Below are 26,199 nucleotides of genomic sequence, written 5' to 3'. Positions count from 1 at the left end.
GAAGTAGGACAAGCCCAGATTCATGTTCAAAAAATTCGCTCGGTGGGCGGCGGGGGCTCGTCCTACAGCTGTGGGCGGTTTTCCCTCAGTGTTTCCTATGGAATTGCTTCTTACATTGATATTTGTACTTAAGTTTTCAAATTTATGGCGTAGCGAAAAAGCTTAAAACAAAACAATAAATTTTTAGCAGGAAATATGAATACGACTCTCGATCAACTCAATGGTTACACCGATATTGGCGCTTTGCGTCCGGCGCTGCTCTCCATCTGCTCCCGTTTCGGCTCTATCGCTAGGCTGGACATCCTTGCCGCTGGGCAAGCCGGAAAACGCCAGGCCTTGTGCTTTCTGCGCATGGATTCCGCCGAACAGGAACAGCAACTGATCAGTGAGCTCGGTGTGGGGCGTTTTGGCGGAGACCTTGTGGTGGTCGTAGATCTCCACGGCCAGGAAACCGCAAGCGCGAGCGTTGCGACCCCTGTGCCGTGAGCGCCAGCCTTAACCGGTCCATTACGGACGCAGCGGGCGTTCCCATGTGCGGGATATCGCTGTCCCTGCTTCTTTTTCTCCTTTCGTTTGCCGCGTCCTGACCGATGAACTCATCCATCCCCATTTAAAAAGCAGGCACATGCACAACATCCTCATCGTCTCGGGCACACGCCCCGAAATCATCAAGCTCGCACCGGTCTATCACGCGCTGCGTGAAGCGCCCTGGGCGCGCGTGCAGTGGCTGCATACCGGCCAGCACGCTGAAATGGCCCAGCAGGTATTTGACTGTTTTGATGTGACGCCCGACATCTCGCTCAAGCGCATCGGTGCCAGTCTTGTCGAATTCAGCACGGGCTGCCGGCAGCAGATTGACGCGGTGATGCAGCAGCAGGCGTGGTCGCTCGTGATTGTTCAGGGCGACACAGAAAGCGCCTTTCAGGGCGGGCTCGCCGCCTACTACCATCGCGTGCCGCTGGCGCACGTCGAAGCGGGCCTTCGCACTTACAACCTCGGCCGCCCTTTCCCCGAGGAAGGCCTGCGGCAGATGATCAGCCGCTTGGCGCAGTTTCACTTTGCACCTACGCAGGGCGCCCAGGTGGCACTGCAGGCCGAGGGTATTGCAGACGCAAAAATTCATGTCACGGGCAATACCGTGATCGACGCGCAGCGCTGGGCCTGCAAACGCCACGACATCCGGCGCTCTGTGCAAGGGCGGGGCCATCTGCTCGTGACGGTTCACCGGCGCGAGAACTGGGGCGACGATGTGGCCGAAATCTGCCACGCCATCGCCGAGATCGCGCGGCAACAGCCTGAGCTGGAAGTGTTGTTCCCGGTGCACCTGAACCCGGTGATCCAGAAACCTGTCAATGCCATCCTCGGCGGCCTGCCCAATGTCAGGCTGACGCCTCCACTCGATTACACGCAGATGCAGCAGGCGCTGGTCGATGCCTGCCTGGTGCTGACTGATTCCGGTGGCCTTCAGGAAGAGGCGCCCACGTTTGGTGTCCCTGTGCTGGTGCTGCGCAATGAAACCGAACGGCCCGAAGCGGTTGAGGCGGGTTGCTCCCTGCTGATCGGCGCGGCACGCCCGGTGATCGTGCGCGAAACCCTTCGTCTTTTGACGGACACGGCTGCCTACACGCGGATGTCGCAGGCCGGCAATCCGTTCGGTGACGGCGCCGCGTCGCAGCGCATCGTTGACGTGCTGGCGCGGAGCCTGGCGGATGAAGCCGTCGCGCTGCCTGAACTGGCCTGAACGGCTTTGAATGGAGCAACGCTCATGAAATCCCTCTCCCTCTCTCTCTTTGCGCGTGCCAGCCTGCCTGCGCTCATTGGGCTGGTCGCTTCTTTGCCGGCATTCGCCCAATCTGAAGACGCACAGGCCCTCGTGCCTGCATTCAAGACCTACCCGGTCGCCGCCGTCATGGCGTCGCTGCTGTTCCTCATCGTGCTGATCATGATGCTTTACGGCCTGCGGCATTTCATGTTCACCATGAACCGCCTGACCGGCGTGCAGCGTCACCCGTATATCGATATCAGCGTGGCCTCGTGGCCGATGATCACCGTGTTCATCGCGGCCCACAATGAAGAAAAAGTCATTGCCGGCTGCATCGAGGCATTGCTCGATACCGATTACCCGCACGACCGGCTGAAGATCATTCCTGTCAATGACCGCTCCCAGGATGCGACGGCACAGATCATCGACGATTTTGTAGAGCGTTTCCCTTCCCGCATCTGGCCTTTCCACCGCGTCGGCGGCAAGGCCGGTAAATCCGCCGCACTGAAAGATGCGCTTGCCTTCGCGCAGGGCGATATCGCCATTATTTTTGACGCCGACTATGTGCCGGGCCGCGGCCTGCTAAAACAGTTGGTCGCGCCATTTTTTGATCCCGAGATCGGCGCTGTTATGGGGCGCGTGGTCCCGGCCAACAGCGGCGCGAATTTGCTGACGCGCCTGCTCGACCTCGAACGCTCGGGCGGCTACCAGGTGGACCAGCAGGCACGCATGAACATGAACCTGATGCCGCAGTACGGCGGCACGGTGGGTGGTGTGCGCCTGTCGGCCGTGGCGGCCGTGGGTGGCTGGCACGACGACACGCTGGCCGAAGACACCGACATCACCTACCGCCTGATGTTCAACGGCTGGAAGACCGTCTACACCAACCGGTCCGAATGTTATGAAGAAGTTCCTGAGGACTGGAGCGTTCGTATCAAACAGGTGACGCGCTGGGCCAAGGGGCACAACCAGGTGATGTCCCGCTACTGGTGGAAATTTGCGACCAGCACCTATCTGACTCCCGGCCAGCGCCTGGATGGCTTGTTGCTGCTCTTTGTGTTTGTAGTGCCGCTGGTCATGCTGGTGGGCTGGTGCCTGGCCCTGGGGTTGTATTTCCTGAACGCAGGCTCGTTGCTGTCAGTGCTAATTCCGGTGTTTGCGCTGATGGTTTACGGCACCCTGGGGAACTTCGCGGCCTTCTTTGAAATTGTGATTGCCGTGCTGATCGACGGCAACCGCAGGCGCCTTCGCCTGCTGCCTTTCAACATGCTGGGCTTTCTGGTCAGCCTGTTTGCGATTTCGGGCGCCGTCTGGAGCCTGCTGCTTGACCGTGTCCTCAGCCGTGAAATGGTCTGGGACAAGACCATCCGCTATCGGGAGGCGCCCCTGAAATGACACCCCATTACCTCACCTATGTCGCCTTTGCGGCGGTATGCCTGGTCTTGCTGACCCTGCCGTTTATTCCTGCATTCAGCGAATGGCTGAGGCCCACCGATGCCGCGCCTTTGCCGGTGTCCCCCGTCTACACCAGCGACATTGACCACTTCGCCCGGCGCCTGCGCGCGGACGCAATGGCCAAGCTCGGATCGGGCCCCTCAACCGGTTACGAGGAATTCGACTTTGTGGCCGAATCGCCGACCGACATGGACTGGCGCCAGGCGAGAAATCGGCTCATCTCACGCGCCAGCATCAGCAGCCCGGACGCCGTGCGCAGCGTGCAGCCGGTCTATGTGGATGGCAGCCTGCGGGCGGGGGGCGACTCTGCTTTTGCCGCCCTCTACGCCACGGGCGATATCGAGCTGGGCCCGCAAAGCGAAATCAGTGACTGGGCGCATGCCGATGGCGTGGTTCGCCTCGGCGCGAACAGCATAGGGCTCAGGAGAATCTCTGCGGGAGGCGCCATTGAACTGGGGACTGAAGCCTGGTTTGAGCGGCTGCATGCGCCGGTGCTGCGTTTCGGCTCGCGTGTCAGCACCGTGCCGCAGCCGCAATCGTACGAACAGTCGCCGGCAAGCTATGCCGACCTGCCCGGTGCCATTCGCCAGACGCCTGATCTCTACCTCATCCGCGGCGACTGTGCGCTGCCTCCCGGCAAGACTTACCAGGGTTCGCTGGTGGTGACGGGATTTCTCACCATAGGCGCGGCCACCACCGTCGCCGGCGACATCAAGGCCCGTGACGGGGTGAGCATCGGACCGCGAGCCTCTGTGCAAGGCGCCCTGACGTGCGAAAAGCGGATTTACGTCTTTGCCGATGCACGTGTCTGGGGCCCGGTCATTTCAGAAAGTGATGTGCTGATTGGCGCCAGTGCCGTGATTGGGCAAGCCCACGCGCAGACCACCGTGAGTGCCGCCAACCTTATCGTGGAAGACGGTGTGACCGTGTACGGAACCTTATGGGCGCATGAGATCGGCATGGTCAAACCGCTATGAGGATCAGACGTCTTTTGTGCTCAGGCCTCCTGATGATGCTTGCTGGTGCCGGAAGTCTTGCGACAGCCGCGCCTTCGCTGGTGCTGCAGGGCTACGCCGACCAGGCGGGAGCGATAACGGTCCTGCATGGCGGAAATTCGGCCGATCCGTATTTCGCGATGCAGGCGCTGCTGCTGGCGCATGACAATGGCATGGACGTTTCGGCGCCTGCCGAGAAGTTTGCCGACTGGCTGGTGCCGAAGCAAAAACCCGACGGTACTTTTGACAGGTTTTGCAGGGATGCCGCTGGGCTGTGGACTTCCTGCAAGGCGGCGGACGCTGACGACTCCCTGCTCGCCATGTGGATGCGCTTGCTGGAGACCATGCCGGACAAGCTGCGCAGCAAGCCGGTGTGGCTGAAGAGCCATGCGATCAGCAAGACCGCACTGGAGCATCTGTTCCAGCCCTCACGCGGCATCTACATGGTGTCTCCGCTGGTGCTCCACGGGCTGTTCATGGACAACCTGGAGGTCTGGTCGCTCAAGGCGCAGCGCAAGCCGGTTGCAGAAGCCCTGGAGGCGGACAAGCTGGCGCGGGCCATCCGTGACACCTTCTGGAATCCGGTGGACAAGCACTTCCTGGTATCAACGCAACTCGAGCAGCGCTCCGAAAAGCGGGCGTTCTATCCGCACCAGGTGGCGCAGATATTTCCATTGCTGGTGGATTTTCCGTTGGCGCCTGCTGAAGCCGGCCCCTATTACCGCGCATGGATGGCGGCGCATCGCACCGAATGGCTCAGCCAGGGCAAAGAGGACTACCCGTGGGGGCTGCTCGCCGTGCTGGCGATGCGCCAGAACGATAGCGCCAGTGCACGCTGCTGGCTGCGGGAGGCGACGCCGCTTCGGCACTCCGCGCGCTGGGCTGTGACGGATGAAGCTTCCTTCCAGATTCTGGTAAGCAAAGGCCTCAAACCGGCCGCCAAAGAAGCCGGCTGCGGATGACAAATCGCTTGACCCATGCGGGCCGCTTTGCCGGCCTTTTCAATTTCCATACGCTTTTTGAGAGGAGCAGCATGCTCAAAACAACCCTTCTTTTTCCGCTGTGCGTTCTGGCATGTGCCGGGCCGACCCTGGCCCAACCGCTTCAATCCAGTCAGGACGGGGCCGCCCCCGCAGTGCCGGTGCAAGCACCTGCAGAGCCCATCCGAAGCCTGGAGCTGAGCACAGGCGCGCAGAGCCTCACAGGCGGCTATGGCAACTGGAACGACATCACCTTGCGCGGCGCCTACGGCGTGTCGCGCCATGTGTTTCAGGCCGAAGCCTCCGTCCAGCGCCGGTTCAATGAAGACGGTGCGTTCATCGGGCTGGGTGACACCTACACCTTTAACGAAGACTGGTATGGATCGCTCGCCGTGGGTGCGGGCGACGGCGCTTTTTACCTGCCGCGTTACCGGGCCGATGCCACGCTCTATCGCAAGTTTCTGCCGGGCCGGAACCTGGTCGGCAATGTCGGCATCGGGTATTACAAGGCGCCGGACGGTCACAGTGACCGCAGCGTTTCTTTGGGTGCGGCTTACTACTTCGAGGCTCCCTGGATCATTGAAGGCGGTGTGCGGCTGAACAGCAGCAACCCCGGTTCCGTGCAGACGCAGCAGCAGTTTGTGGCGGTGACCTATGGCCGCGACAAACAGGACCTGGTCACGGCGCGCTACGCCTGGGGCGGCGAGGGCTACCTGGCGACCGGGCCCAACACCCAACTGGTGAACTTTGACAGCCGCGAGGCCAGCATTGCATGGCGGCACTGGCTCAATCCGCGTACCGGCGTACTGGTGGGCGCGAACCGCTACAGCAACCCGCTGTACCGCCGCACCGGCGTCAACGTCGGCATCTTCCACAACTTCTGAAGGCCGCCATGAGCACCCGAGCAAATTCCGTGTCGGCTCAAGCCCGTGAGCATGACCTTGTCTTCCATAAAACGTTTGATGCCGCGCGACGCGCACGGGCGCTTCAGGTCAAGGTGCGGCCCCACCGCGCCATCACGCCGCTCCGGGTGACCCCGTACCTGGCGGCGCAGGCGATCATCCTCCCGATACTGCTGTGCGGATTCTTGCTCTGGGCCAAACCGTTGCTGCTGGAGTTCTGGCGTAGCTGCATCCTGTTCTGGTCGGCGAGGCTGGACCTTCCTTTCAGCCTGACGACGCGCGCCAATGAGGCGGGGCAGTTCCCCTTGCTCATGGGCACGATGTCTGAAGGCGCGCCCATGCCGGGCCAGACGACGCTGGTGGTGACCGCTTTGGTGACGCTGGCCGCGTTTGCGCTTTCGCTGCGCATGAAGGACGCCAAGCTGCCGCTCAAATACCCGATCCGCATCGTCTGCGTCCTGCAGTTCGTCGCGCTGGGGTATTTTTGGTTCTCATCGTCCGAGTTTCCCTACAGCATCGGCCGCCACAGCGAGGAGCTCATGACCATCGGCTACGGCGTTATGGTGGCGACGCCGGTGATGCTGGCAATGGGCTACTACATCCTGAACCAGAGCCTCTTGACCAAGCTGCTGCATACGGTGCTCATCCTGGCCTTCTTTGCGATCCTGATTCCCCATCAGGTGCTGGCCCAGGCTTTCATCATGCAGCACCTTTCCGTGTTGTTCATGCCCGTGCTCTACATCTGCTTCGGTGCGGTTTTTGACGCACTGATATTTGTCGCCTTGTATTCCTGGGCCGTCAGCAACGCGCCGATGAAGGCCACCACCTGATAACCACCATGCCCGGGGCTAGCTGCCCTTGCCGCGCATGATGGCTGCGGCCACGTCAGCCGGTGCCTCGGCATAGCGCTTGAACTCCATGGTGTAGGTCGCGCGGCCCTGCGTGAGCGAGCGCAGCGTGGTCGAGTAGCCGAACATCTCCGACAGCGGTACCTCGGCGCGCACCAGTTTGCCGCCACCGCCCGCGATGTCTTCCATGCCTTGGACCATGCCGCGCCGCGACGAGAGGTCACCCATCACATTGCCCATGAAGTCTTCTGGCATCTCGACTTCGACCGCCATCACGGGTTCGAGCAGCACCGGCTTGGCGCGGCGCATGGCCTCCTTGAAGGCGAGCGAGCCGGCCATGCGGAATGCGTTTTCGTTGGAGTCGACGTCATGGTAGGAACCGAACACCAGCGTGGCTTTCACGTCGACCACGGGGTAGCCGGCCAGCACACCGGCCTTGAGTGTTTCGACAATGCCTTTGTTGACGGCCGGAATGTATTCACGTGGAATGACGCCGCCCTTGATGGCATCGACGAACTCATAGCCTTTGCCCGAAGGCTGCGGCTCCAGGTTGAGCACCGCGTGTCCGTACTGCCCGCGACCGCCCGACTGCTTGATGAATTTGCCTTCGACATCGTTCACCGCCTGCCGGATCGTCTCGCGGTAGGCCACCTGCGGCTTGCCCACATTGGCTTCGACGCTGAACTCCCGCTTCATGCGGTCCACCAGTATTTCCAGATGCAGCTCTCCCATGCCCGAGATGATCGTCTGGCCCGACTCTTCATCGGTGTGCACGCGAAACGAGGGGTCTTCCTGCGCGAGGCGGTTCAGCGCAATGCCCATCTTTTCCTGGTCGGCCTGAGTCTTGGGTTCCACCGCTTGCGAAATCACGGGTTCGGGGAACACCATCTTCTCCAGGATGATGACGTGAGCCGGGTCGCACAGCGTGTCGCCGGTGGTGGCTTCCTTCAGGCCCACTGCGGCCGCGATGTCGCCGGCGCGCACCTCTTTGACTTCGTTGCGTTCGTTGGCATGCATCTGCAGGATGCGGCCCAGGCGCTCGCGCTTGCCTTTGACGGGGTTGTAGACCGTGTCGCCGGCTTTGACCACACCCGAGTACACGCGAAAGAAAATCAGCTGGCCGACATAAGGGTCGGTCATGATCTTGAAGGCCAGCGCAGAGAAGGGCTCGTCGTCATTCGGATGGCGCTCTGCCTCCCCCTCATCTTCGGTGTGTCCCAGGATGGCGGGTACGTCCACCGGCGAAGGCATGTAGTCGATTACCGCATCCAGCATGGCTTGCACGCCCTTGTTCTTGAAGGCGCTGCCGCAGAGCATGGGCACGATCTCGTTGGCGATGGTTCGCTGACGCAGGCCCTGCCTGATCTCGTCCTCGCTCAGCGGCTCGCCCGCCAGATATTTGTTGAGCAACTCGTCATTGGCTTCAGCGGCCGCCTCAATCATCTTGGTGCGCCACTCGTTGGCGGTCTCCACCAGGTCTGCCGGAATGTCGCCATACTCGAAATGCAGGCCCTGGCTAGTGTCGTCCCAGATGATGGCCTTCATCTTGACGAGGTCTACCACTCCCTGAAAATGGTCTTCCGCGCCCACTGGAATCTGCACCGGCACAGCCACGCCTTTGAGACGCTCGCTGATCTGGCGCTGCACGCGGAAAAAGTCCGCGCCCACGCGGTCCATCTTGTTGACGAATGCCAGGCGCGGCACCTTGTATTTGTTGGCCTGGCGCCAGACGGTTTCCGATTGCGGCTGCACGCCGCCCACGGCGTCATACACCATCACCGCGCCGTCGAGCACGCGCATGGAGCGTTCCACCTCGATGGTGAAGTCCACGTGGCCGGGCGTGTCGATGATGTTGATGCGGTGCTCGGGGTAGTTGCCGGCCATGCCTTTCCAGAAGGCGGTGGTCGCTGCCGAGGTGATGGTGATGCCGCGCTCCTGCTCCTGCTCCATCCAGTCCATGGTGGCCGTACCTTCATGGACTTCGCCGATCTTGTAGTTCACACCGGTGTAAAACAGGATGCGTTCGGTCGTGGTGGTCTTGCCGGCATCAATGTGCGCGCTGATACCGATGTTGCGATAACGCTCGATAGGGGTGTGGCGGGGCATGGTGAACTCCTGTTTTTCCGGTCCGCGCTTGTTGGATTTTGGATTTGTTCGCGCGGCCAGCTCGCCAGTTTGCGCCAAAGCGCCGGTTTTTGCTCGGTTTTCCCCGAGCACCCACGTCGGGTGTGGCCCCTGGTGTCAGGCCGCTTGCAGCATTTCGGCCATGAAGGCAGGCAAAGGCCTGCCGTCCGACAACAGGTATTTCGCCATGGGGATCACCGCGCTCTGCACCGAAGGCCGCGCGCTCATCCTGTCGCGCCATGCCAGCAGCAACGGTGTGGCCGGCGTGAGGGGCGCGCCCAGGCGTTCGCCAAACAGCATCGCCATGTACAGGGCGATATCGGCAAACGAGAAGCTCTCCATCACGAACTCCCGCCCTTGCAGGAGATTTTCAAGCCGCATGTAGAAGGCCCGCGCACCATCAATCGCGGCGACCGCTTGCGGATCGTCAAGGCTGTGCTGTAGCCCCATGAGCCGGATGATGTGAGGAAAGTAAACCTCGTCCGACATGTGCTCCATCTGGCGGGCGCGGGCGCGGGCGGCGATGCCGGCCGGCCACAGCGCCGGCTCGGGTTGCAGGTCTTCCAGGTACTCCAGGATTTGCGTCGAATCGAACAGCTCCAGGTCGCCATGGATCAGCACGGGCACCTGTTTTTTGGGGTTGATGCGCACCACCTCCGGGTGCTTGGGGGAGTAGCCCTCGGTCTGCGTGAAGGGCACCATGACGATATCGAGAGGGATGCCTTTTTCAAACGCGGCGATCTGCACCTTGGCGCCGAACATGCTCAGGCGCGCTGAATAGAGGCGGATGGTGGGAGTTTTTTCGGCAGAGGTGTACGGCATGGTTGGCGGTTTCGTGGTGAGGAGAATTCAGTGCGTCATTGCGAGAGCGGTGGAGGTTCGCGATCAAACAAGCCGGGCGCGCCGCCGATTTCCGCGCCTTCAATCAGCAACATGCGTAACTTGGTCGAGACGCCACCCGGCGCTGAGAAGCCGCCCGACTGCGCGCCTGCGGCCAGCACGCGGTGGCAAGGCACGATGATGGGAAACGGGTTATGCCCCAGCGCCTGACCCACGGCACGCGCCGAGCCGGGTTCGCCAAGCTCGGTGGCGATATCGCCGTACGTGCATGTTTTGCCCGGAAGGACTTCCTGTGCAATCGCATAAACCCGGCGGTGAAACGGGGGAATGCGGCGCAGATCCAGTGTGCAGAACCGCAAATCGCGGGCGTCACCTGCCAGCAGGGCTGTCATGGCGTCTATGGCCAGCTGCATGTCCTGTGGTGGTGTGGCGGGCGCGAGCGGCGCAAACTCCCCCCGCAGACGGGACAACATGCGGCGCTCCGATGTTTCGGGCAAGCGCACGGCTGCAATGCCATGTGCGTTCCATACCAGCGCGCACTGCCCAACAGCAGTGTCAAAAAGCGCGAATGTGTGGAGTTCATTGTCAGCGGCCATGGTGCCCGACATGCTACACGCGACCGTCAGGTGATGCTTTGAGGGATTGGAGGAGGTACGCGGTGCTGCGCTGATAACAGCACATCATCCACTTCCACAGACATCACGTGCATGTGGATGAAGGGCACGCGGCCATGTGCCCGGGATGCCGTCCCCCGTAGGGTGCTGCAACGTCCGGGTCGGGGATGTAAGAATTAATTTCGTTACCTATCTTGCACACCACTGAAGCTTTTAATTTTTTGCAGACGTACCATGCGTTCTTTTTGAAGGAACTCACAATGGCAACACCGTTCTTTGGCAAGCGAGAAAACGAGACACCAACCGGCTTGCGTCATGGCCCGGGAAATGGTTATGGGACCACGGGCACGTCCAGTGCTTCCGGCGCGCTGCAGTCGGGTGCATCGTCCTCAAATGTGAACCAGCAAAACACCGCCAAGGCGGTCAATGAAGCGCCTGCGAGCACGGGAAAAGAAGGCGGCAGCAAGTTGACGGTGGGCCCCAACATCAAACTCAAGGGCGTGGAGATCACGGACTGCGATACGCTGGTGGTCGAAGGCCTGGTGGAGGCCACCATGGATTCGCGTGTGATCCAGATTGCCGAGCAGGGTGCGTTCAAGGGTTCCGCGGAAATCGACGTGGCGGAAATCCGTGGGGAATTCAACGGCAACCTTACAGTGCGGCAGAAACTGGTGATTTACTCGACCGGGAAAGTCACCGGCATCATCCGCTACGGCAAGCTGGTGATTGAAGAAGGCGGCCAGCTCTCTGGCGAAATCCTGTTCGGCGCGCTGGCTGCGGCCAAGCCGGCGAGCGCGGTCAAACCAGGTTTGCAGGCGGTGTAGGAGACTTAAAGCAACAACAGGCGCGTTTCTAACGCGCCACCGAAACCTCCACATCACTTCCCGGTTGCTCGCGGTGGGAAGGTGATGCGGAGTTTTCGTGTTTGCCGTTCGGGCTGCTACAGCCAACGGAACGCCGGCGGCGTCAGTGCGGACGCCTGAACCACCTGCAAGCCCAGCGCCAACCCGGCGTAAGCACCCGCGCGGCGCCCAGCGCAGCGTCTACGGAATTCGCAGGGCGTCAAACAGGTATTTGCCGCTGAGCGCGCCCACGAGGCCAGTGACCACGGCAAACACGGGCGCCAGCGCAGGGATTCTGCCGATCTTTTCCGCAATACCCATGGCGACCGGTGCGGTGACAGATTTGGGCGTGAGCGACAGGTAACTTCGACGGGCAAGCCTGCGGCCCATACCAGCAACAATGCCGATCCGCTGGCCGCAGCACCACCGGCCAGGTGCAGCATCAGCACGGTCACGAGCAAACCCGCCAAAGTGAACGCCACCACGACCAGCAGCATGCGTGCGCCGTACTGGCTGACCAGCGAAAGATGGGTCATTACCCCGACGCCGACAGGTACAAAGAGTAACGAAAAGTGCGAGAGCAGGAAGTCTGCGCACACTGCCGCAGGGGTGCGCACTGTGTATGACTGGAGGCCCAGCAGCAGCAAAACCATGCCGATCACGGGACCCGGAAACGGCAGGGGAAAATCGCGGAAAAGAAGTTACTCTGCGGACTGAAAAACGAGTAACCAAGCCAAATCCGCAATGATGTCATGACATGATTTTCACGGCAGGTGAGTGCAATCTCGATGCAAGGGCATCGGCTGGATTGCCGGAATGGTCATGGCAATACCCGCCTTGCAAAATTTAAGGACTGGCAAAAAGATCCCCTTGCGGCCACTCCCGCACCGCATTCGCCGCGCCCCACAATGCCTGGTCGATGTCTTTGAAGAATGCGCGGCGCCCGGATGGGTCCGGCCTGGAATTGAAGGCCACCACCCATGCATAGCCTTGACGGGTCCGAAGTGCCAGGGTCTGCAAGCCCGGCTGGCTGCCTGTGTGCCACCAGTTATCGCCCTTGTCACTCCTGACGACGTGGATGCCTGCCGCATAAAAGCTGCGCGGATTGCCATCTTTTTCCAGCATCGGCTCGCTGCGCATGGTTTGCAACGATTCCTCATTCAGAAGGGGTTTTCCCCGTTCGCCGTCGATCGCCAGGAAAAACTTCAGCACATCTGTTGGCGTTGCAATCCAGGCGCCCAGTGCGTCCATGTTTTCGACGGAGTAGGAGCCGTAAGGACTGGGTACATTCGCGTTCGTAACACCCGGTGCGCCCCGCTGCAGCGGTTCGCCGGGATACGCGTAGTATTTCGTCTCCCCCTGCCGGCTCTCGGTGCTGCTTGCGGCCTGAAAGCCTTTGCCGGTGGACGGCATCAGAAACTCCCGGCTGCTGAAGGCGCGGTAGGATTCGCCGGTGACGATTTCCACAACCCTTCCGAGCATGCAGTAACCGGTATTGGAATAGGCGAAGCGCTCGCCGGGTGCGAAGTCCAGCTTGTCCTGCAGGGAATCCCGGATGATCGCATCGCAGGTGACGGGCGCGACGCCTTGCCGGCGGGCAACGTCCCTGAGCCGGGGCTGAAAAAACGGATCACCAGAGCGCTCCCGATCGAACCCGCCTGAATGCTGAAGCAGGTGCCGGATGCGGATGTCCTTGGCGCGCGGGTCAGCCGGGGAGCCGGGCGCTATCCCGGCTTTCTCGAAGAGGGGCAGCACCGGGTCGTCCAGTTTCAGCTTTCCATCCTCTGCCAGCTTGAGCACCATGACCGCCGTCAAGGTCTTGTTGATGCTTCCCATGCGGAACAGGGTTTGCGGCGTCATGGCGTCCTGCTTGTCCCTGTCGGCATAACCGTAGCCTTTGGCAAGGAGCAGCTTGCCGTCCTTGGCCACGGCCAGGCTGGCGCCCGGGACATCGTGCTTTTTCATGATCTCCAGCATGGCCCTGTCGAAGGGCTCGAGGTGGGGCAATGACTGCCCTGCATCGACACACCAGCCCCACTGCGGGACGAACGCCAGCAACGCGACTGACAAGCCGCGACAGAGCTGGCGGCGCATGGCGGGAAAACCGCTGAACGGTACTGCATGCATTTTTTTGCTTGGGTTGTCCGCGCAGTCTACGAGGTTGCCAGGCGACTGCGTCTTTGGCCTAAAAGCGCGGTAAATCGGGGTGCTTGATCTGCCCGCCCCGTACCAGCATTTTTCCGTATTCGGCGCAACGGTTCAGCGTCGGGATCACCTTGCCCGGGTTGAGCAGGCCTTTGCTGTCGAACGCGCGCTTGACACCGAACATCTGCTCGTTTTCTTCAGCGGAGAACTGCACGCACATGGAGTTGAGTTTTTCCACGCCCACGCCATGCTCGCCCGTCACGGTGCCGCCCATCGCGACACTGGTTTCCAGAATGTCTGCACCGAAGAGTTCGCAGCGGTGCAACTGGTCGGGGTCGTTGGCATCAAACAGGATCAAGGGGTGCAGGTTGCCGTCGCCCGCGTGGAACACATTGGCGCATCGCAACTGGTACTTCTTCTCCATCCCGGCAATCGCCAGCAGGATGTCGGCCAGGCGCTTGCGCGGAATGGTGGAGTCCATGCACATGTAGTCGGGGCTGATCCGTCCCGATGCGGGGAAGGCGTTTTTGCGGCCGCTCCAGAAGCGCAGGCGTTCAGCTTCGTTCTGGCTCACGGCAATGGCCGTGGCGCCACAGCGGCGCAGCACGTCGGTCATGCGGCCGATTTCTTCTTCGACTTCCTCCGGCGTGCCGTCGCTTTCGCAAAGCAGAATGGCTTCGGCGCTGAGGTCGTAGCCGGCGTGCACAAAGTCTTCCACAGCGGCCGTCATCGGCTTGTCCATCATCTCAAGGCCGGCGGGAATGATGCCCGCCGCAATGACGGCGGCTACGGCATCGCCGGCTTTGCGCAGGTCGTCAAAGCTGGCCATGATGCAACGCGCCAGCTGCGGCTTGGGTATCAGTTTCACCGTCACCTCAGTGGTCACAGCCAGCATGCCTTCGCTTCCGATGATGACGCTCAGCAGGTCATAGCCTGCTCCATCGAGAGCATCACTGCCGAATTCAACTTCCTCGCCTTCAATGGTGAAGCCTCTGACCTTGAGCACGTTGTGTACCGTCAGTCCGTACTTGAGGCAATGCACGCCGCCCGAGTTCTCGGCCACGTTGCCGCCTATGGTGCATGCAATCTGGCTGGAAGGGTCGGGCGCGTAATAAAGGCCCAGCGGCGCGGCTGCTTCGGAAATGGCGAGGTTGCGGACGCCGCCCTGCACCACGGCCGTTCGGCTGATGGCGTCGAGTTTGAGAATCTTGTTGAACTTGGCCAGCGATAGCGTGACGCCGAGCTTGTGCGGCATGGCGCCGCCGGAAAGCCCTGTGCCGGCGCCGCGTGCGACCACCGGCACTTCCAGCGCATGGCAGCTCTTGAGCACGGCCTGCACCTGGTCATAGGTCTCGGGCAATGCCACAACCAGCGGCCGCTGGCGGTAGGCGGTCAGGCCGTCGCACTCGTAAGGTGTGGTGTCTTCGTTGTTCCACAGCAGGGCATGCGCGGGCAGCACAGCCTGCAGGGCACGCACCACCTGCGATTGCCGCTCTGATCGCTCAAGCTGGCTGTTTTGTTCAGGGGAGGCGGGGGCGTTCATGGTCTGGCTCCAGGGGGTAATCAGACTGTAGGGCAAGCGGCCCCGGCCGGGTTGAATAAATTTAAAGCGGTATGTGAAATGCCGCCTCGTTTAGTTTATCAACAGCTTCTCAGGACTTGGTGCCCGGTGCGGCCTTGGCGGCGGGTGCGTCATAAAACCTGACCTTGCCGGTTTTCACGTCGTACATGGCCCCCACGATCAGGATTTCTCCCTTTTGCTCCATCTCGCGCAGGATGGGGCTCTTTTCGCGGATCGTCTCCACCGTGAGGCGTACATTGCTCTCGGCCACCATCTCTACAAAGGCATAGTTCTTGGACGTGCGGTCCTTGATGTCGGCGGAAACCAGGTTCGCGGCCGGCTTGATTTTGCCGATGAGTCCCGTCAGGTTGCCCAATTGGGCGTCGTCGCAAGCACCCTTGATGGCGCCGCAACTGGTGTGGCCCATCACCACCAGCAGTTTGGCGCCCATGACTTTGTGCGCGAATTCCAGGCTGCCCAGGATGTCTTCGTTGACGATGTTGCCTGCCACGCGTGCGTTGAAAAGGTCACCTATGCCCTGGTCAAACACAATCTCGGCCGGTGCGCGCGAATCAATGCACGACACCACGCTGGCCAGCGGAAATTGGCCGTCCGCCGTGGCCTTCATTTCCTCGAGGTAGTTCTGGTGGCGCGGCTTGCCGGAAACGAAACGCGAATTACCGGCCTTGAAGCGCGACAGGATTTGCGTGGGCGTCACGGCTTCCTGGCATGCCTTGGCGTTCTGGATGGTACAGAAGGTGCCGGGTTTGACAGCCTTGGCTGCGGCGGCCTTGCCTTCGGCGTGAACCGCAGGCGAAAGTGCGAGCATGGAGAACAGGATGCCGGCCACGCCGGCGGCCAATTGATTTTTCCTCATAAGAATTTCCCTCGTTGAACAGGTTGGTTTTTTTTGACCATGTGCAGTCGGCCGGGCCCTCACCCGGTATCACTGCCAGCCCATCATAGGCATGAGCCGGTACGGACGCAAAACCACCTATCGGACGGCGTCAGGAGCTGTTAATGCTGTTGCAGGTCAAAAGGCCTTGAGCAAGGCACAAAACGCTGACGGGTACGTCCCCGTCAAGGCATTTGAAATGCCGAGTGGCGGCCTTCTCACTAACGGGCCCTGGGGTTCTAACCCAGGCTTTTGCGCAGCCAGTCGGCAAAAGCCGCGCATTCCCAGCGGTCCATGGTGCCGGTACGCCAGCACAGGTAGTGTGCGTGCGGGCTGGGAGTATTACCGGCGAACACTTCGTTGCTGCCCAGCCGCACCAGCGAGCCGTTTTCCAGCCAGGGCGCGCCCAGCTTGAGACGTATCAACGCGATGCCCATGCCGGCCGCGGCGGCATCGCACATCAGGCCGATGTCGTTGAACTGGGAGCCGTCGGCGGGTTCGGGCCAATCAAGTTTGTGGGCGGCAAACCAGGTGCGCCAGGGTTCCAGCGGCGAGCGCAACAGGCTTTCGCCTTCGAGATCTTCAGCCGCCTCAAAGGGGCCGTGTTCGCGCACAAAAGCCGGTGAGGCGAGTGGCGCGACCTCGTCCTTGCTGAGGCAGACGTGCTCCAGGTCCGCATAGCGGCCGGTGCCGAAGCGCACGATGAGGTCGGCATCCTCGGCCACCACGTCCAGCAGGGGGATGGACACCTGCAGCGTCAGGTCGATTTCAGGATAGGCATCGGTGAACTGGCGCAGGCGTGGAATCAGGATGGAGCGTGCGAACGTGGGCGTGACCGCCAGCCGTAACTTGCGCTTGCCGGCGGTAGTACTTTGCCCGGCCGCACCGGGAAATTTCTGCAGTGTGGCCAGGCCTTCGCGCACATGCGCCAGGTATTCGCTGCCTTCGGTGGTCAATGAAAAATCGGCACGGCCAAACAGCTTGGTGCCTATGATCTGCTCCAGCTGCTTGACGCGGTGGCTGACCGCGCTGGGCGTGACGCAAAGCTCCTCGGCCGCCTGCGTCACGCTGCGCAGCCGCGCCAGCGCTTCAAAGGTCAGCAGGCACTGAATGGGTGGGATTCGGGCAGGAGTAGCCATGTCTACTGGTGAACGCTACACGTCGTTTGCGACGCTTCTTTGCAAGCAGGGGCCGCGGGAACGGCTTTGCCGGACCGCAGGCACAGCGGCCCCCTCGGGGGGCAGGAAGCTACACGCAGTGAGCGACCGTGGGGGCTCATGGCTATTTAAAGATGACAGTCTTGTGGCCGTTCAAAAGCACACGATGTTCACTGTGCCACTTGACGGCGCGTGCAAGTACCCGGCTTTCGGTGTCCTTGCCGCGGGCGGTCAGGTGTTCGACGGTGTCCTTGTGATCAACCCGGGTCACATCCTGTTCGATGATCGGGCCTTCATCAAGGTCTGCCGTAACGTAATGCGCCGTCGCGCCTATCACCTTCACACCGCGTTCATGTGCCTGGTAATACGGTCTGGCGCCCTTGAAGCTCGGAAGCATGCTGTGGTGGATATTGATGGCACGCCCCGAGAGTGATCCGCACATCTCGTTGCTGAGTACCTGCATGTAGCGCGCCAGCACGACCAGCTCGGCACCTTCTGCCTCGATAATCTCAAGCTGCTTCGCCTCGGCCTGCGCCTTGGTGGCCGCCGTCACCGGGATGTGATGGAAAGGAACGTTGTAGCTTGCAGCCAGCTGATAAAAATCGCGGTGATTGCTGATGATGGCGCGCACATCCAGCGGCACCATGCCGGACTTCCAGCGAAACAGCAGGTCGTTGAGGCAATGGCCGTCGCGGCTGACCATGATCACGGTACGCATGGCTGCTTCTGTCGAGTGAAGCTTCCACTTCATGCTGAACGGTGAGGCGAATGCTTCGAGTTGCGTCTTCAGTTCTTCCTGGGTCAGCTGGTCGCAGGCAAACTGAACCCGCATGAAGAAGAGTCCGGTGTCATGGTCGTTGTACTGCGCGGCTTCTTCAATATTGCCGCCGTTCTGCAACAGGAAACCGGAGACGGCGTGAACAATGCCCATACGGTCCGGGCAGGACAGGGTAAGGATATAAGCGTGATTCATAGGGGGTGAATTGTCGCAGGTGAAGGCTGTGTCTGCCCGGCCTGCAGGCAATTGCATGTGCAGGGCGGCGGCAAGAGTGCCAGAATGCAAGATCAAGCGCTGCTATCCCAGCTTCACACCTTTCGACGCAGGAAACCACCATGGCCTACCAGAATTTCAACATGGAGCACCAATGGCTCCCGTTCACGCCCAACCGCAGCTTCAAAAAAGACCCGCGCGTGTTTGTGGCCGCGGACGGCATGCATTTCACGACGCACGACGGGCGCCAGGTGATCGACGGTATTTCCAGCCTGTGGTGTGTGGGCGCAGGCCACAACCGCAAGCCCATCAACGAAGCCATCAAGAAGCAGCTCGATACACTGGACTACGCGACCGCTTTTCAGGCCAGCAACGACCAGGCCTTCAAGGCTGCCGAGATCATCGCAGGCATGGCGCCCGGCGACCTCAACAAAGTGCTGTTTTGCAATTCGGGCTCGGAGGCCGCGGACACGTCGTTGAAGGTCGCGCTGGCTTACCACCGTGCGCGGGGCGAAGGCCACCGTAATGTATTCATCGGCCGCGAAAAGGGCTACCACGGCGTTGGTTTCGGCGGCATGAGTGTGGGCGGAATTCCGGCCAACCGCAAGGTGTATGGCGCCGCGTTGCTGCCTCGCGTGGACCACATGCGTTTCATCCACGACCCGGTCAACCACGCCTATATCAATGGTGTTGAGCCCGTGTGGCAGGAAGACCTGCTGCTGGAGCTGGAAAACCGCATCCTGCCGCTGCACGACCCAAGCAATGTGGCTGCAGTCATCGTCGAGCCGGTGTCAGGAAGCGCCGGATGGTATCTTCCGCCCAAGGGCTACCTGAAACGGCTGCGCGAAATTTGCGACAAGCACGGAATCCTGCTGATTTTTGATGAAGTCATCACCGGCTTCGGCCGTCTGGGCACCGGTTTCGGGGCGGACTATTACGGTGTGGTGCCCGACATGCTCAATTTCGCCAAATGCGTGACCAACGGTGTCATCCCGCTGGGCGGTGTGATTTGCTCCGACCGCATCTATGACGGCATGATGAACGCCAATGCCGGTGCGCCCGAGCATGCCGTGGAGTTCTTTCATGGCTATACCTACTCCGGCCATCCGGTTGCCTGCGCGGCCGCTATTGCGACGCTGGAGCTGTTCAAGGAAGAAAAGCTGTATGAACGTGCCGGCCAGATGGGCAAGGTATTGGGCGACGCGATGCACAGCGGCCTGAAGGGCCTGCCCAATGTGATCGGTATTCGCAGCCTGGGACTGGCCGGCGCGGTCGAACTGGTGCCGGTGACGGGTGTGCCGGGCAAGCGCGCTTATGACATCTTTATGGACTGCTTCCACAACGGTGTGCTGGTGAGGCCGGCGGCTGACAACATCGTGGTCTGTCCACCCTACATTGTCGAAAAAGAACATATCGACCGCATCGTCAATGTGGTTGCCGACGCCATCCGCAAAAACGCCTGAGTCACCGCTGGCAGAGCCCCAAAAGGCTCTTCAGGGTTTGGGTGCCAGCTGCTTCTGCAGGCCCGCGCAATAGTCGGTCTCCGGGAGCGGGGCCGTTGCCCACACAGCGTCGAAAGCGTTTGCGCCCTCGGTATTGGGAGGAGTCCCGGCAAGCAGGCGCACTACTTTGGCTTTTATGTCCGTCGGCAAGTGCTGCGGTACGCCCAATTGCCGGTTCGCATGGCCGCTTCCGGCCAGCAGCAGCACTGTCTTGCCGGGTAGCACGGCCTGCCCGAGGGTGTTGGCCATGGTGATGTCCTTGGCAATCTGGATGCGTGTCATTGGCGTGATCTGGCTCTCAGGCAACAGGTTGCAGTGGCCGAGACGGATCAACTGCTGCTGGGCTTTGAGGGCGGGGCCTGGCAAGCGGGCGTCAAGCCGGCTGTCAGCCATGCTGTCTGGCATCTGCACCCGGGGCAGATTGGCGCCCATCACGGGGACACCGGCGCGCACCGCGGTCATCACGGCAGGGCCGTAGGCTGTCCAGGGCCAGCCCTTGTCGTTCCAGTTGAGCGCATTGCGCACTTGCTGCTCGGTGGCGCTGGGCCTGAGCGCGGAAGTACTTGCACCCGTGTAGGCCATCTCAAGGGCTACGGCAGCCAGCACCCCTTTGGCAGCCAGGGCGGCGACTACCTGCTGTTCGATTGTCTGGTGCTCCGCGGCGTCGTGCTGCTCCCCGAGGATAAGGACGTCGGCAGGTAGCAGCGCCTCCAGCCGGGTGGATGTTTGTGCGGCTTCGCTGCCCTGCGCCTGCAGGATGGGTGCTTCAGGCCGACCCGCGCAACCGCCCGCCAAAGCGATCGTGACAGTGCAGACAAGGCAGGCCAAAGCACGAGGGGTAAAGAAATGGCGCATCGGTGGATACTACCGCTTCCAGCGGTTTCTGTTCCGCGCCGTTACGCTCTGCCATGTCTTCCTTGCGCCGCCGCGCCGCCCTGTCCCCGTGCGTGTCGTCCTGACCTTGTTGCTGGCCTGGGGTGCCGCTTCTTTGAGTATTGCGCTGCACACGCCTTTGCCCTGGATGATCGGCCCCTTGCTGGCGACGGCGTTGGTCTCAATGCTGTGCGGACCCACGGCTAGCTGGACGCCGTTGCGCAACGTCGGGCAATCGATGATCGGTTTTGCCGGGCCGGGGGCGGCGGGCGGCCCCTCGGGGGACAGGGAGCTACACGAAGTGAGCGGCCGTGGGGTCTGTACTTCTAGCTCTAATGAAGCGATATCGGCGTGTTGGCAAGGCCGCTGTAGCCTTCCAGCGTGTCTTCGATTTCTTCCTGCGTGGGGGTGTTTTGCGCCCAGGCGCTCAAGCGTTGCTGGAACATTTCAGCCCAGGATCCATCCAGATAGACCTCTTTGCCCGAACGTTTATCGACGATTTCGAAGCCGTGCCGTGCCAGTTGCGGAACGGCCGGGACAGGCGCGGATTCTTCCGGTGCATTGGCGTGAATCTGCATGACAGCAAAAGATTCCGAGTCATAAAGCATTTGCATGGTGTAGGTCCTTTGGCTTCAGATAGCAACGATGAGGCCAAGTTCAAGGGCTGTGGGTTTTAAGTGTGCATGCGCGAGGTAAAGACGCGTTACGCGTGTAAAACCACACATAAAACAGATGCCGCTGTGCGCCATAACAACGCCGGCTTGCTGGCCTCAGTCCTTGGTGATCGCGCGAAGCTGCTGGTCGATGAAGTCGCCGTTCTGCTGGGTAATCCTGCTGCGAACGGGGAGGTATCCGAGTGACGGGGCATACCAGAGTTCCACTTTTTGATCGAACTCACGCCGGGGTTGACGGGTGAGTTTGAGCGTATTCAGCTCGCCGTAGGGAAGTGCCATTTTCTCTTCGCCTTCCACCCGGAAAGTCCAGGTGTCTGCATCCCGCGGTCCTACGGTGTAAATCGACATGGTGGAGCCGGCGGGAAAGCCGGCCGGGTTGCCCGCCAGCATGGCGCCGAGCTGGATGAAGACGCTGACCCGGTCCTGTACGCCCTTGATCCAGGGAACAGTGGGTGTGTTGGCGCTGAAGATGATCTGCCCCTTGTCCGCTTCAAAATGCGCGGCCACTTCGCTTCTTGATTTGTCGGAAAAGCGGGTCGGTGCCAGGCCTTGCGGGCCCACCTGCCCGGTGCTTGCCATGCTGCGTGACCCCAAAAACAGTGCGCTGACGCGCATGGAGGCGCTGTAGTTGTCGCCGGAATAGCGCCATCCAAGTTCGGCGTCTGCGTGGTAGTTCAGGCCTTTTGCGCTGCCGGTCATTTTGTATTCCAGTCGCGCGCTTTCCGGCAAAACCACCGCCGTCACTGTCGACTGGCCTGGTTCGGCTATCGCGGGAGCGCTGGCAGCCGCGATTGTGGGCGTTGCCTGCGCGGGCAGGCTTTCCGGATTTTCTGTCTGGGGCGCGCTGGATGTCATCACCTCGGTAGATGGGGTTGCTATCAAATCAGTAGCTGCCTGCGCCGGAGGTTCCTGCGCTACAGCGGGTTTTTTTCTGTAAGTCCTGGGCTTTGGGGGCGGTGTGGAAGGCGCGGGGGCAAGCGCTGTCAATGCTGGAAGCGGTGCGATGGTGCGCGTTGCGAAAACCTGGTTGCGCGGGGAGGCGGCAGTTTGCTCGGAGCCGAATCGTAACGGCGATGACTTCAGCATCAGCGTGTGGACAGCCAGCACCCCTGTAGCCAGCGCCGCAAGCACACGCCAGCGAGGCGCCGAAGGATAGCGGTCGGTGGACGTGGTCACGCCTGTGTGAATCCAAGATCACCGGAAAGCTGCCGGGCGGCGGCGGCCAGCGGCCGTGCTACGGCGCCGCCCCAGTCCGGATCAAACGTTGCAAGCGAACCCAGCGCCACAATGCCGAGCGCGAGGTGGCCGTCGGCATCGAACACCGGCGCACAGAAGCCGGCCACGCCGGGCAGCAGGGTATTGATCGCGCGCGCCATGCCGCGGCGGCGGATATCTTCCAGCAAGGCATTCAGCTCGGCCATGGTGGCGGGAACATCTTTTCGCGCCAGCTTCTGGTTGCGTGCCAGTTCATCCCTGACCAGCAGCGCCAGCCGCCCTTGTGGTTTGGCTCTGGCCTTGGGCAGGTTTGAAGACAAAAATGCGGCAAAGCACAAGCCCGTGGCGGACGACAGCAGGGGCATGACATCGCCCAGCCGCAGGTTGACCGTCACAGACTGCGGTGATTCTTCCCAGTGGACGAGGGTCGGTCCCTGGTTGCCCCAGACCGCCAGTGCCAGGGTCTGGCCGGTTTGCACCATCAGGCGCGGCATGAGCTGGCGGGCCAGCTTCACGCTGTCCAATCTCGAAAGGGAAGCGAGTCCCAACTTGAGCGCAGCCGGACCGAGGTCGTATCGGGCGGTTGCCTCGTCCTGGACGACCAGTGCCAGCCGCTGGAAACTGACGAGATAACGGTGCGCTTTGGCCGCGCTCATGCCCGCTGCGGCTGCCAGGTCGCGAAGCATCAGCGGGCCGGGTGAGGCAGAGAGCGACTCCAGCAAGCTGAAGCCGACCTCGACCGACTGAATACCCGCGCGTTGCGGCGGCAGGCTGCTGCGTGCTGTGGCGGGGGCGCCTGGGCTGACTTTCATGGGCTTGACTAGAATTTCAGGTTCGCCGTGAGACTGTGGATGCATGGATCGTAACGCGGGGCCGGATGCCACCGCCGGCCACGGCACAATCAGGCCTTCTGCGAAAGCCGACAGCCACCAATCAGGATATTGATGAAACTTGCCACTTATAAAGACTCTTCACGCGACGGCCAGCTGGTCGTGGTGTCGCGCGATCTTTCAACAGCCCATTATGCGACGGGCATCGCGGGCAAATTACAGCAGGTGCTGGACGACTGGAACTTCATGTCGCCGCAGTTGCAGGACTTGTACGAAACATTGAACCAGGGAAAGGCAAGGCACGCTTTTCCGTTTGAGCCATCGCGCTGCATGGCACCGCTGCCGCGCGCCTACCAGTGGGCCGACGGCTCGGCCTATATCAACCACGTGGAACTGGTGCGAAAGGCGCGCAACGCCGAAGTGCCGGAAAGTTTTTACACCAACCCGCTGATGTACCAGGGCGGCAGCGACGATTTCATTGGACCCTGCGACGATGTGGTGGTGGCGAGCGAGGAGTTCGGCATCGACTTCGAGGCCGAGATCGCAGTGATCACCGGCGATGTGCCCATGCGCGCCACGCCCGAGCAGGCGCTGGAAGGCGTGCGCCTGCTGATGCTGGCCAATGATGTGTCCTTGCGCAACCTGATCCCCGATGAACTGGCCAAGGGTTTCGGTTTCTTCCAGAGCAAACCGGCAACCGCTTTCAGCCCGGTGGCAGTGACGCTGGACGAAGTCGGCGACGCCTGGGAAAAAGGCCGCCTGCACATGACCCTGCAAAGCACCTGGAACGGCCGCAAGGTCGGTATGTGCGAAGCCGGCCCCGAGATGACATTCAGTTTCGGCCAGCTGATCGCCCACATTTGCAAAACCCGCAATGTGCGCGCCGGCAGCATCATCGGTTCAGGCACCGTCAGCAACAAAGACTGGAGCCACGGCTACAGCTGCATCGCTGAAAAGCGCGCAATCGAAACCATCGAGGATGGCAAGCCCAAAACCGAGTTCATGAAGTTCGGCGACACCATCCGCATCGAGGCCAAGGGCAAGGATGGCCTGTCCGTGTTTGGGGCGATAGACCAAAAAATCGTCTCCGCCGCTTGAGGCACTCTGCATAAATCAGCATGAGCCGCGGAGCTGGCTTTGCCAGGCCGCAGGCGGGCGGCCCCCTCGGGGGGCAGCGACCCACACGAAGTGGGGGAGCGTGAGGGCTCTATTTTGTTACCTAGAATACGCTTTTCTCGAGCCGTCTTCAAAAACCGCGTCATCGCGCAACAGCTTGCCTTCGTCGTCCCATGTTTTCTCGCGCGTGATGCGGCCGCGCTCGTCGTAGCTCGATTCGGCCACCAGCCTGCCGGCTTCGTTAAAGCGCTGGTGCGTACCCTGGGGCAGTTGCTGGTAGCGGTTGGAGGCTGTGTAGCGGCCGGTGGCGGCGATTTTTCCGCTGTCGAAGAAGTCGGTGGTTTGCAGCCAGGCGTTGTCGCCTTCGCCACCGTACTCGGTTTTGCTGCGCGGCTGGCCGTTCAGGTAGTAAGTCTGGTCGCTGACCGGCTTGCCGGCCGACCAGCGCCTGTCGTGCGTCAGGGCGCCGCTGTCGGCGAACTCCTGCTCGCGTTCCTTGAACGAGGTTTTTGACGGGTTGGTCTCCAGCAGCCACTGGACTTCGCGCCGCTTGACGCCGGCGTTGTTGAAATAGCGTTCAGTGCGAATGTTGCCCGATACCTCGTCCAGGTAATCCGGCTTGCCACCCTCGCCCAGCGTTTCATGGCGAATGCGTTTTCCGGCCAGGTAGCTGCTGGTGCCGTTCAGCACGCCCTTGCTGCTGAAGAGTTCGATCTTTGAGGCGCCGCCAGAAAAACCGCACCAGCGGGCGTCCTCCGCCGGCGCTGCCAGCAAAGGCTTGTCGCCGCAGCGTAAAGCCTGGAGCTGGCCGCGATCATTGAATTCGGCATAGGCCTGCTCGATGCTGCCGCCTGCGCGCGGCCCGTAAAACACGATGCGCCGCAATTGCCCATTGGTGTGAAAGCTGCGCGCCAGGCCGGCCTCGGTGCCGTTGTCGTAGACGGAGTCGCGCAGCACACGGCCGTCCGGTGCGAATTCGCGCGCGCGGCCATGGCGGTTGCCGCGCTCGTTTTCGCTGTATTCCCGCTGTAGCTTGCCATTCTGGTAGTAACGCATCAAGCCCATGAACTTGCCGCCCTGCAACTCCTGTTCACGCATCAGCTGGCCTGTGTCCCGGTCCTTGCAGCGCATGATGCCGGTTTTGCCGGCCGTGGTGTTGCCATTGTTGGGGTTGACGCTTTCGCCGTTGATTTCGCAGTCTTGCACCGCATGTGCCCAGGGCGAGGCCAATGCGCACGCACCAAGAAGGACGAGGCGTTGCACGGATTTTTTCATGCAGCAGCTCCGGTTTGGTTGATGAACAGCCGTATGCCGCGCAGGAACATTTCAACTGAAATGGCAACAAGGATCAGGCCCATCAGGCGCTCGAAAGCCATCATGACGCGGTCGCCTGCCACCCGCTGGATCCGCTCGGACAGCACCAGCACCACGGCGCACACCGCCATGGTCACGCACAGCGCCGCGATCCATTCGAGCCGCCGTGCCGGCGCCTGGGACACCAGCAGCATCACCGTGGCCAGTGCCGAAGGGCCTGCCAGCGCGGGAATCGCCAGCGGCACAATCAGCGGCTCGCCCTGCAGCGGCGCGGCCTCGGGCTGGTCCGACGGGAAGATCATGCGCAGCGCGATCAGGAACATGACGACGGCGCCGGCGATCTGCAGCGACAAATCGCTGAGGTTCATCAGGCGCAGGAAACCGTCGCCGACAAACATGAAGGCCAGCAGCAGCAAAAACGCGATCAGCACCTCGCGCAGGATGACGCGCATGCGCCGCTCCGGCGCCACACCCTTCAGGGCGTTGACAAAAATCGGAATATTGCCGAACGGATCGGTGATCAGCAGAAGCAACACCGTGGCGGAAGCAAAGGTATAGGCCATA

24 protein-coding genes and 3 pseudogenes are annotated in these 26,199 nt (G+C 61.4%); 11 read left to right on the top strand and 16 right to left on the bottom strand.

The window, feature by feature from the left end:
* Window positions 1-195: 195 nt before the first annotated feature.
* From AC1D11_RS16095 to AC1D11_RS16065, 7 genes are all read left to right on the top strand, one after another.
* Window positions 196-486: a hypothetical protein gene (locus AC1D11_RS16095; RefSeq protein ID WP_477651108.1), complete on the top strand. Its 291-nt coding sequence runs from the start codon at window positions 196-198 to the stop codon at window positions 484-486.
* A gap of 139 nt (window positions 487-625) precedes the next feature.
* Window positions 626-1,741 carry a non-hydrolyzing UDP-N-acetylglucosamine 2-epimerase gene (gene wecB, locus AC1D11_RS16090; protein ID WP_477646672.1) on the top strand — a complete coding sequence of 372 codons (1,116 nt, stop codon included), beginning with the start codon at window positions 626-628 and terminating at the stop codon, window positions 1,739-1,741.
* A gap of 24 nt (window positions 1,742-1,765) precedes the next feature.
* Window positions 1,766-3,157, top strand: coding sequence for a glycosyltransferase family 2 protein (locus tag AC1D11_RS16085; protein WP_477651107.1), 1,392 nt, complete (start codon window positions 1,766-1,768; stop codon window positions 3,155-3,157).
* The gene (locus AC1D11_RS16080) at window positions 3,154-4,194 is read left to right on the top strand and encodes a bactofilin family protein (RefSeq protein WP_477646670.1); all 1,041 of its coding nucleotides are present in this window, start codon (window positions 3,154-3,156) and stop codon (window positions 4,192-4,194) included. Before AC1D11_RS16085 ends, AC1D11_RS16080 begins: the two co-directional genes overlap by 4 nt.
* A 32-nt stretch (window positions 4,195-4,226) precedes the next feature.
* Window positions 4,227-5,174, top strand: coding sequence for a hypothetical protein (locus tag AC1D11_RS16075; RefSeq protein ID WP_477646669.1), 948 nt, complete (start codon window positions 4,227-4,229; stop codon window positions 5,172-5,174).
* A gap of 71 nt (window positions 5,175-5,245) precedes the next feature.
* The gene (locus tag AC1D11_RS16070) at window positions 5,246-6,076 is read left to right on the top strand and encodes a YaiO family outer membrane beta-barrel protein (RefSeq protein ID WP_477646668.1); all 831 of its coding nucleotides are present in this window, start codon (window positions 5,246-5,248) and stop codon (window positions 6,074-6,076) included.
* Window positions 6,077-6,084: 8 nt separating this feature from the next.
* Window positions 6,085-6,924: a hypothetical protein gene (locus AC1D11_RS16065; RefSeq protein WP_477646667.1), complete on the top strand. Its 840-nt coding sequence runs from the start codon at window positions 6,085-6,087 to the stop codon at window positions 6,922-6,924.
* An 18-nt stretch (window positions 6,925-6,942) separates the two neighbouring features.
* Here AC1D11_RS16065 and fusA read toward each other — a convergent pair whose 3' ends face one another.
* The 3 genes from fusA to AC1D11_RS16050 form a co-directional block, all read right to left on the bottom strand.
* The gene (gene fusA / locus AC1D11_RS16060; RefSeq protein ID WP_477646666.1) at window positions 6,943-9,048 is read right to left on the bottom strand and encodes an elongation factor G; all 2,106 of its coding nucleotides are present in this window, start codon (window positions 9,046-9,048) and stop codon (window positions 6,943-6,945) included.
* 135 nt (window positions 9,049-9,183) lie between these two features.
* On the bottom strand, window positions 9,184-9,888 hold the full coding sequence (locus AC1D11_RS16055) for a glutathione S-transferase family protein (RefSeq protein ID WP_477646665.1): 705 nt from the start codon (window positions 9,886-9,888) through the stop codon (window positions 9,184-9,186).
* 35 nt (window positions 9,889-9,923) lie between these two features.
* Window positions 9,924-10,379, bottom strand: a complete 456-nt coding sequence (locus tag AC1D11_RS16050) for a methylated-DNA--[protein]-cysteine S-methyltransferase (protein WP_477646664.1) — start codon at window positions 10,377-10,379, stop codon at window positions 9,924-9,926.
* A gap of 401 nt (window positions 10,380-10,780) precedes the next feature.
* On the opposite strand from AC1D11_RS16050, the gene AC1D11_RS16045 reads away from it, so the two are divergent.
* Complete coding sequence (locus AC1D11_RS16045) at window positions 10,781-11,344, top strand: bactofilin family protein (protein ID WP_457281477.1); 564 nt, start codon at window positions 10,781-10,783, stop codon at window positions 11,342-11,344.
* Between the two features lie 116 nt (window positions 11,345-11,460).
* On the opposite strand, the pseudogene AC1D11_RS16040 reads toward AC1D11_RS16045, so the two are convergent.
* The 7 genes and pseudogenes from AC1D11_RS16040 to purU form a co-directional block, all read right to left on the bottom strand.
* Window positions 11,461-11,811 (bottom strand): annotated as a pseudogene (locus AC1D11_RS16040) (LrgB family protein); the annotation flags it as partial.
* 51 nt (window positions 11,812-11,862) lie between these two features.
* Window positions 11,863-12,015: pseudogene (locus AC1D11_RS16035) on the bottom strand (CidA/LrgA family protein); the annotation flags it as partial.
* 193 nt (window positions 12,016-12,208) lie between these two features.
* Complete coding sequence (locus AC1D11_RS16030) at window positions 12,209-13,489, bottom strand: serine hydrolase domain-containing protein (protein WP_477646663.1); 1,281 nt, start codon at window positions 13,487-13,489, stop codon at window positions 12,209-12,211.
* Between the two features lie 58 nt (window positions 13,490-13,547).
* On the bottom strand, window positions 13,548-15,050 hold the full coding sequence (locus tag AC1D11_RS16025; RefSeq protein ID WP_477651106.1) for an FAD-linked oxidase C-terminal domain-containing protein: 1,503 nt from the start codon (window positions 15,048-15,050) through the stop codon (window positions 13,548-13,550).
* 109 nt (window positions 15,051-15,159) lie between these two features.
* Window positions 15,160-15,945, bottom strand: a complete 786-nt coding sequence (locus AC1D11_RS16020; protein WP_477646661.1) for a carbonic anhydrase family protein — start codon at window positions 15,943-15,945, stop codon at window positions 15,160-15,162.
* Window positions 15,946-16,202: 257 nt separating this feature from the next.
* Window positions 16,203-17,102, bottom strand: a complete 900-nt coding sequence (locus AC1D11_RS16015) for a LysR substrate-binding domain-containing protein (RefSeq protein ID WP_477646660.1) — start codon at window positions 17,100-17,102, stop codon at window positions 16,203-16,205.
* Window positions 17,103-17,244: 142 nt separating this feature from the next.
* The gene (gene purU / locus AC1D11_RS16010; RefSeq protein ID WP_477646659.1) at window positions 17,245-18,093 is read right to left on the bottom strand and encodes a formyltetrahydrofolate deformylase; all 849 of its coding nucleotides are present in this window, start codon (window positions 18,091-18,093) and stop codon (window positions 17,245-17,247) included.
* A 140-nt stretch (window positions 18,094-18,233) separates the two neighbouring features.
* Between purU and aptA the strand changes: the two genes are divergently transcribed.
* Window positions 18,234-19,574: an omega-aminotransferase AptA gene (gene aptA / locus AC1D11_RS16005; protein WP_477646658.1), complete on the top strand. Its 1,341-nt coding sequence runs from the start codon at window positions 18,234-18,236 to the stop codon at window positions 19,572-19,574.
* Between the two features lie 30 nt (window positions 19,575-19,604).
* Here aptA and AC1D11_RS16000 read toward each other — a convergent pair whose 3' ends face one another.
* Entirely contained in the window at window positions 19,605-20,441 is an 837-nt protein-coding gene (locus tag AC1D11_RS16000; RefSeq protein ID WP_477651105.1) for a ChaN family lipoprotein, read from the bottom strand.
* Window positions 20,442-20,556: 115 nt separating this feature from the next.
* Between AC1D11_RS16000 and AC1D11_RS15995 the strand changes: the two are divergent.
* Window positions 20,557-20,739, top strand: a pseudogene (locus AC1D11_RS15995) (AbrB family transcriptional regulator); the annotation flags it as partial.
* Window positions 20,740-20,818: 79 nt separating this feature from the next.
* Here AC1D11_RS15995 and AC1D11_RS15990 read toward each other — a convergent pair.
* From AC1D11_RS15990 to AC1D11_RS15980, 3 genes are all read right to left on the bottom strand, one after another.
* Window positions 20,819-21,100 carry a BTH_I0359 family protein gene (locus AC1D11_RS15990; protein WP_457281467.1) on the bottom strand — a complete coding sequence of 94 codons (282 nt, stop codon included), beginning with the start codon at window positions 21,098-21,100 and terminating at the stop codon, window positions 20,819-20,821.
* A gap of 156 nt (window positions 21,101-21,256) precedes the next feature.
* Window positions 21,257-22,336: a DUF3108 domain-containing protein gene (locus tag AC1D11_RS15985; RefSeq protein ID WP_477646656.1), complete on the bottom strand. Its 1,080-nt coding sequence runs from the start codon at window positions 22,334-22,336 to the stop codon at window positions 21,257-21,259.
* Window positions 22,333-23,145 (bottom strand): IclR family transcriptional regulator, encoded by an 813-nt coding sequence (locus AC1D11_RS15980; RefSeq protein ID WP_477646755.1) that lies wholly within the window; start codon window positions 23,143-23,145, stop codon window positions 22,333-22,335. The genes AC1D11_RS15985 and AC1D11_RS15980 overlap by 4 nt, the downstream gene beginning before the upstream one ends.
* A 174-nt stretch (window positions 23,146-23,319) precedes the next feature.
* On the opposite strand from AC1D11_RS15980, the gene AC1D11_RS15975 reads away from it, so the two are divergent.
* Window positions 23,320-24,303 (top strand): fumarylacetoacetate hydrolase family protein, encoded by a 984-nt coding sequence (locus tag AC1D11_RS15975; protein WP_477646655.1) that lies wholly within the window; start codon window positions 23,320-23,322, stop codon window positions 24,301-24,303.
* A 117-nt stretch (window positions 24,304-24,420) separates the two neighbouring features.
* On the opposite strand, the gene AC1D11_RS15970 is transcribed toward AC1D11_RS15975, so the two are convergent.
* Together AC1D11_RS15970 and AC1D11_RS15965 are read right to left on the bottom strand one after the other, a co-directional pair.
* A complete protein-coding gene (locus AC1D11_RS15970) occupies window positions 24,421-25,596 on the bottom strand; it encodes a toxin-antitoxin system YwqK family antitoxin (protein ID WP_477646654.1) in 1,176 nt (391 codons plus the stop codon).
* Window positions 25,593-26,198: a MarC family protein gene (locus AC1D11_RS15965; RefSeq protein ID WP_477646653.1), complete on the bottom strand. Its 606-nt coding sequence runs from the start codon at window positions 26,196-26,198 to the stop codon at window positions 25,593-25,595. Before AC1D11_RS15965 ends, AC1D11_RS15970 begins: the two co-directional genes overlap by 4 nt.
* Window position 26,199: the final 1 nt, after the last annotated feature.

The sequence above is a fragment of the Polaromonas sp. P1_E11 genome (assembly GCF_056405995.1).
The sequence above is the reverse complement of the archived record's forward strand: the minus strand, read 5'-3'. Positions and strand labels throughout refer to the sequence as shown.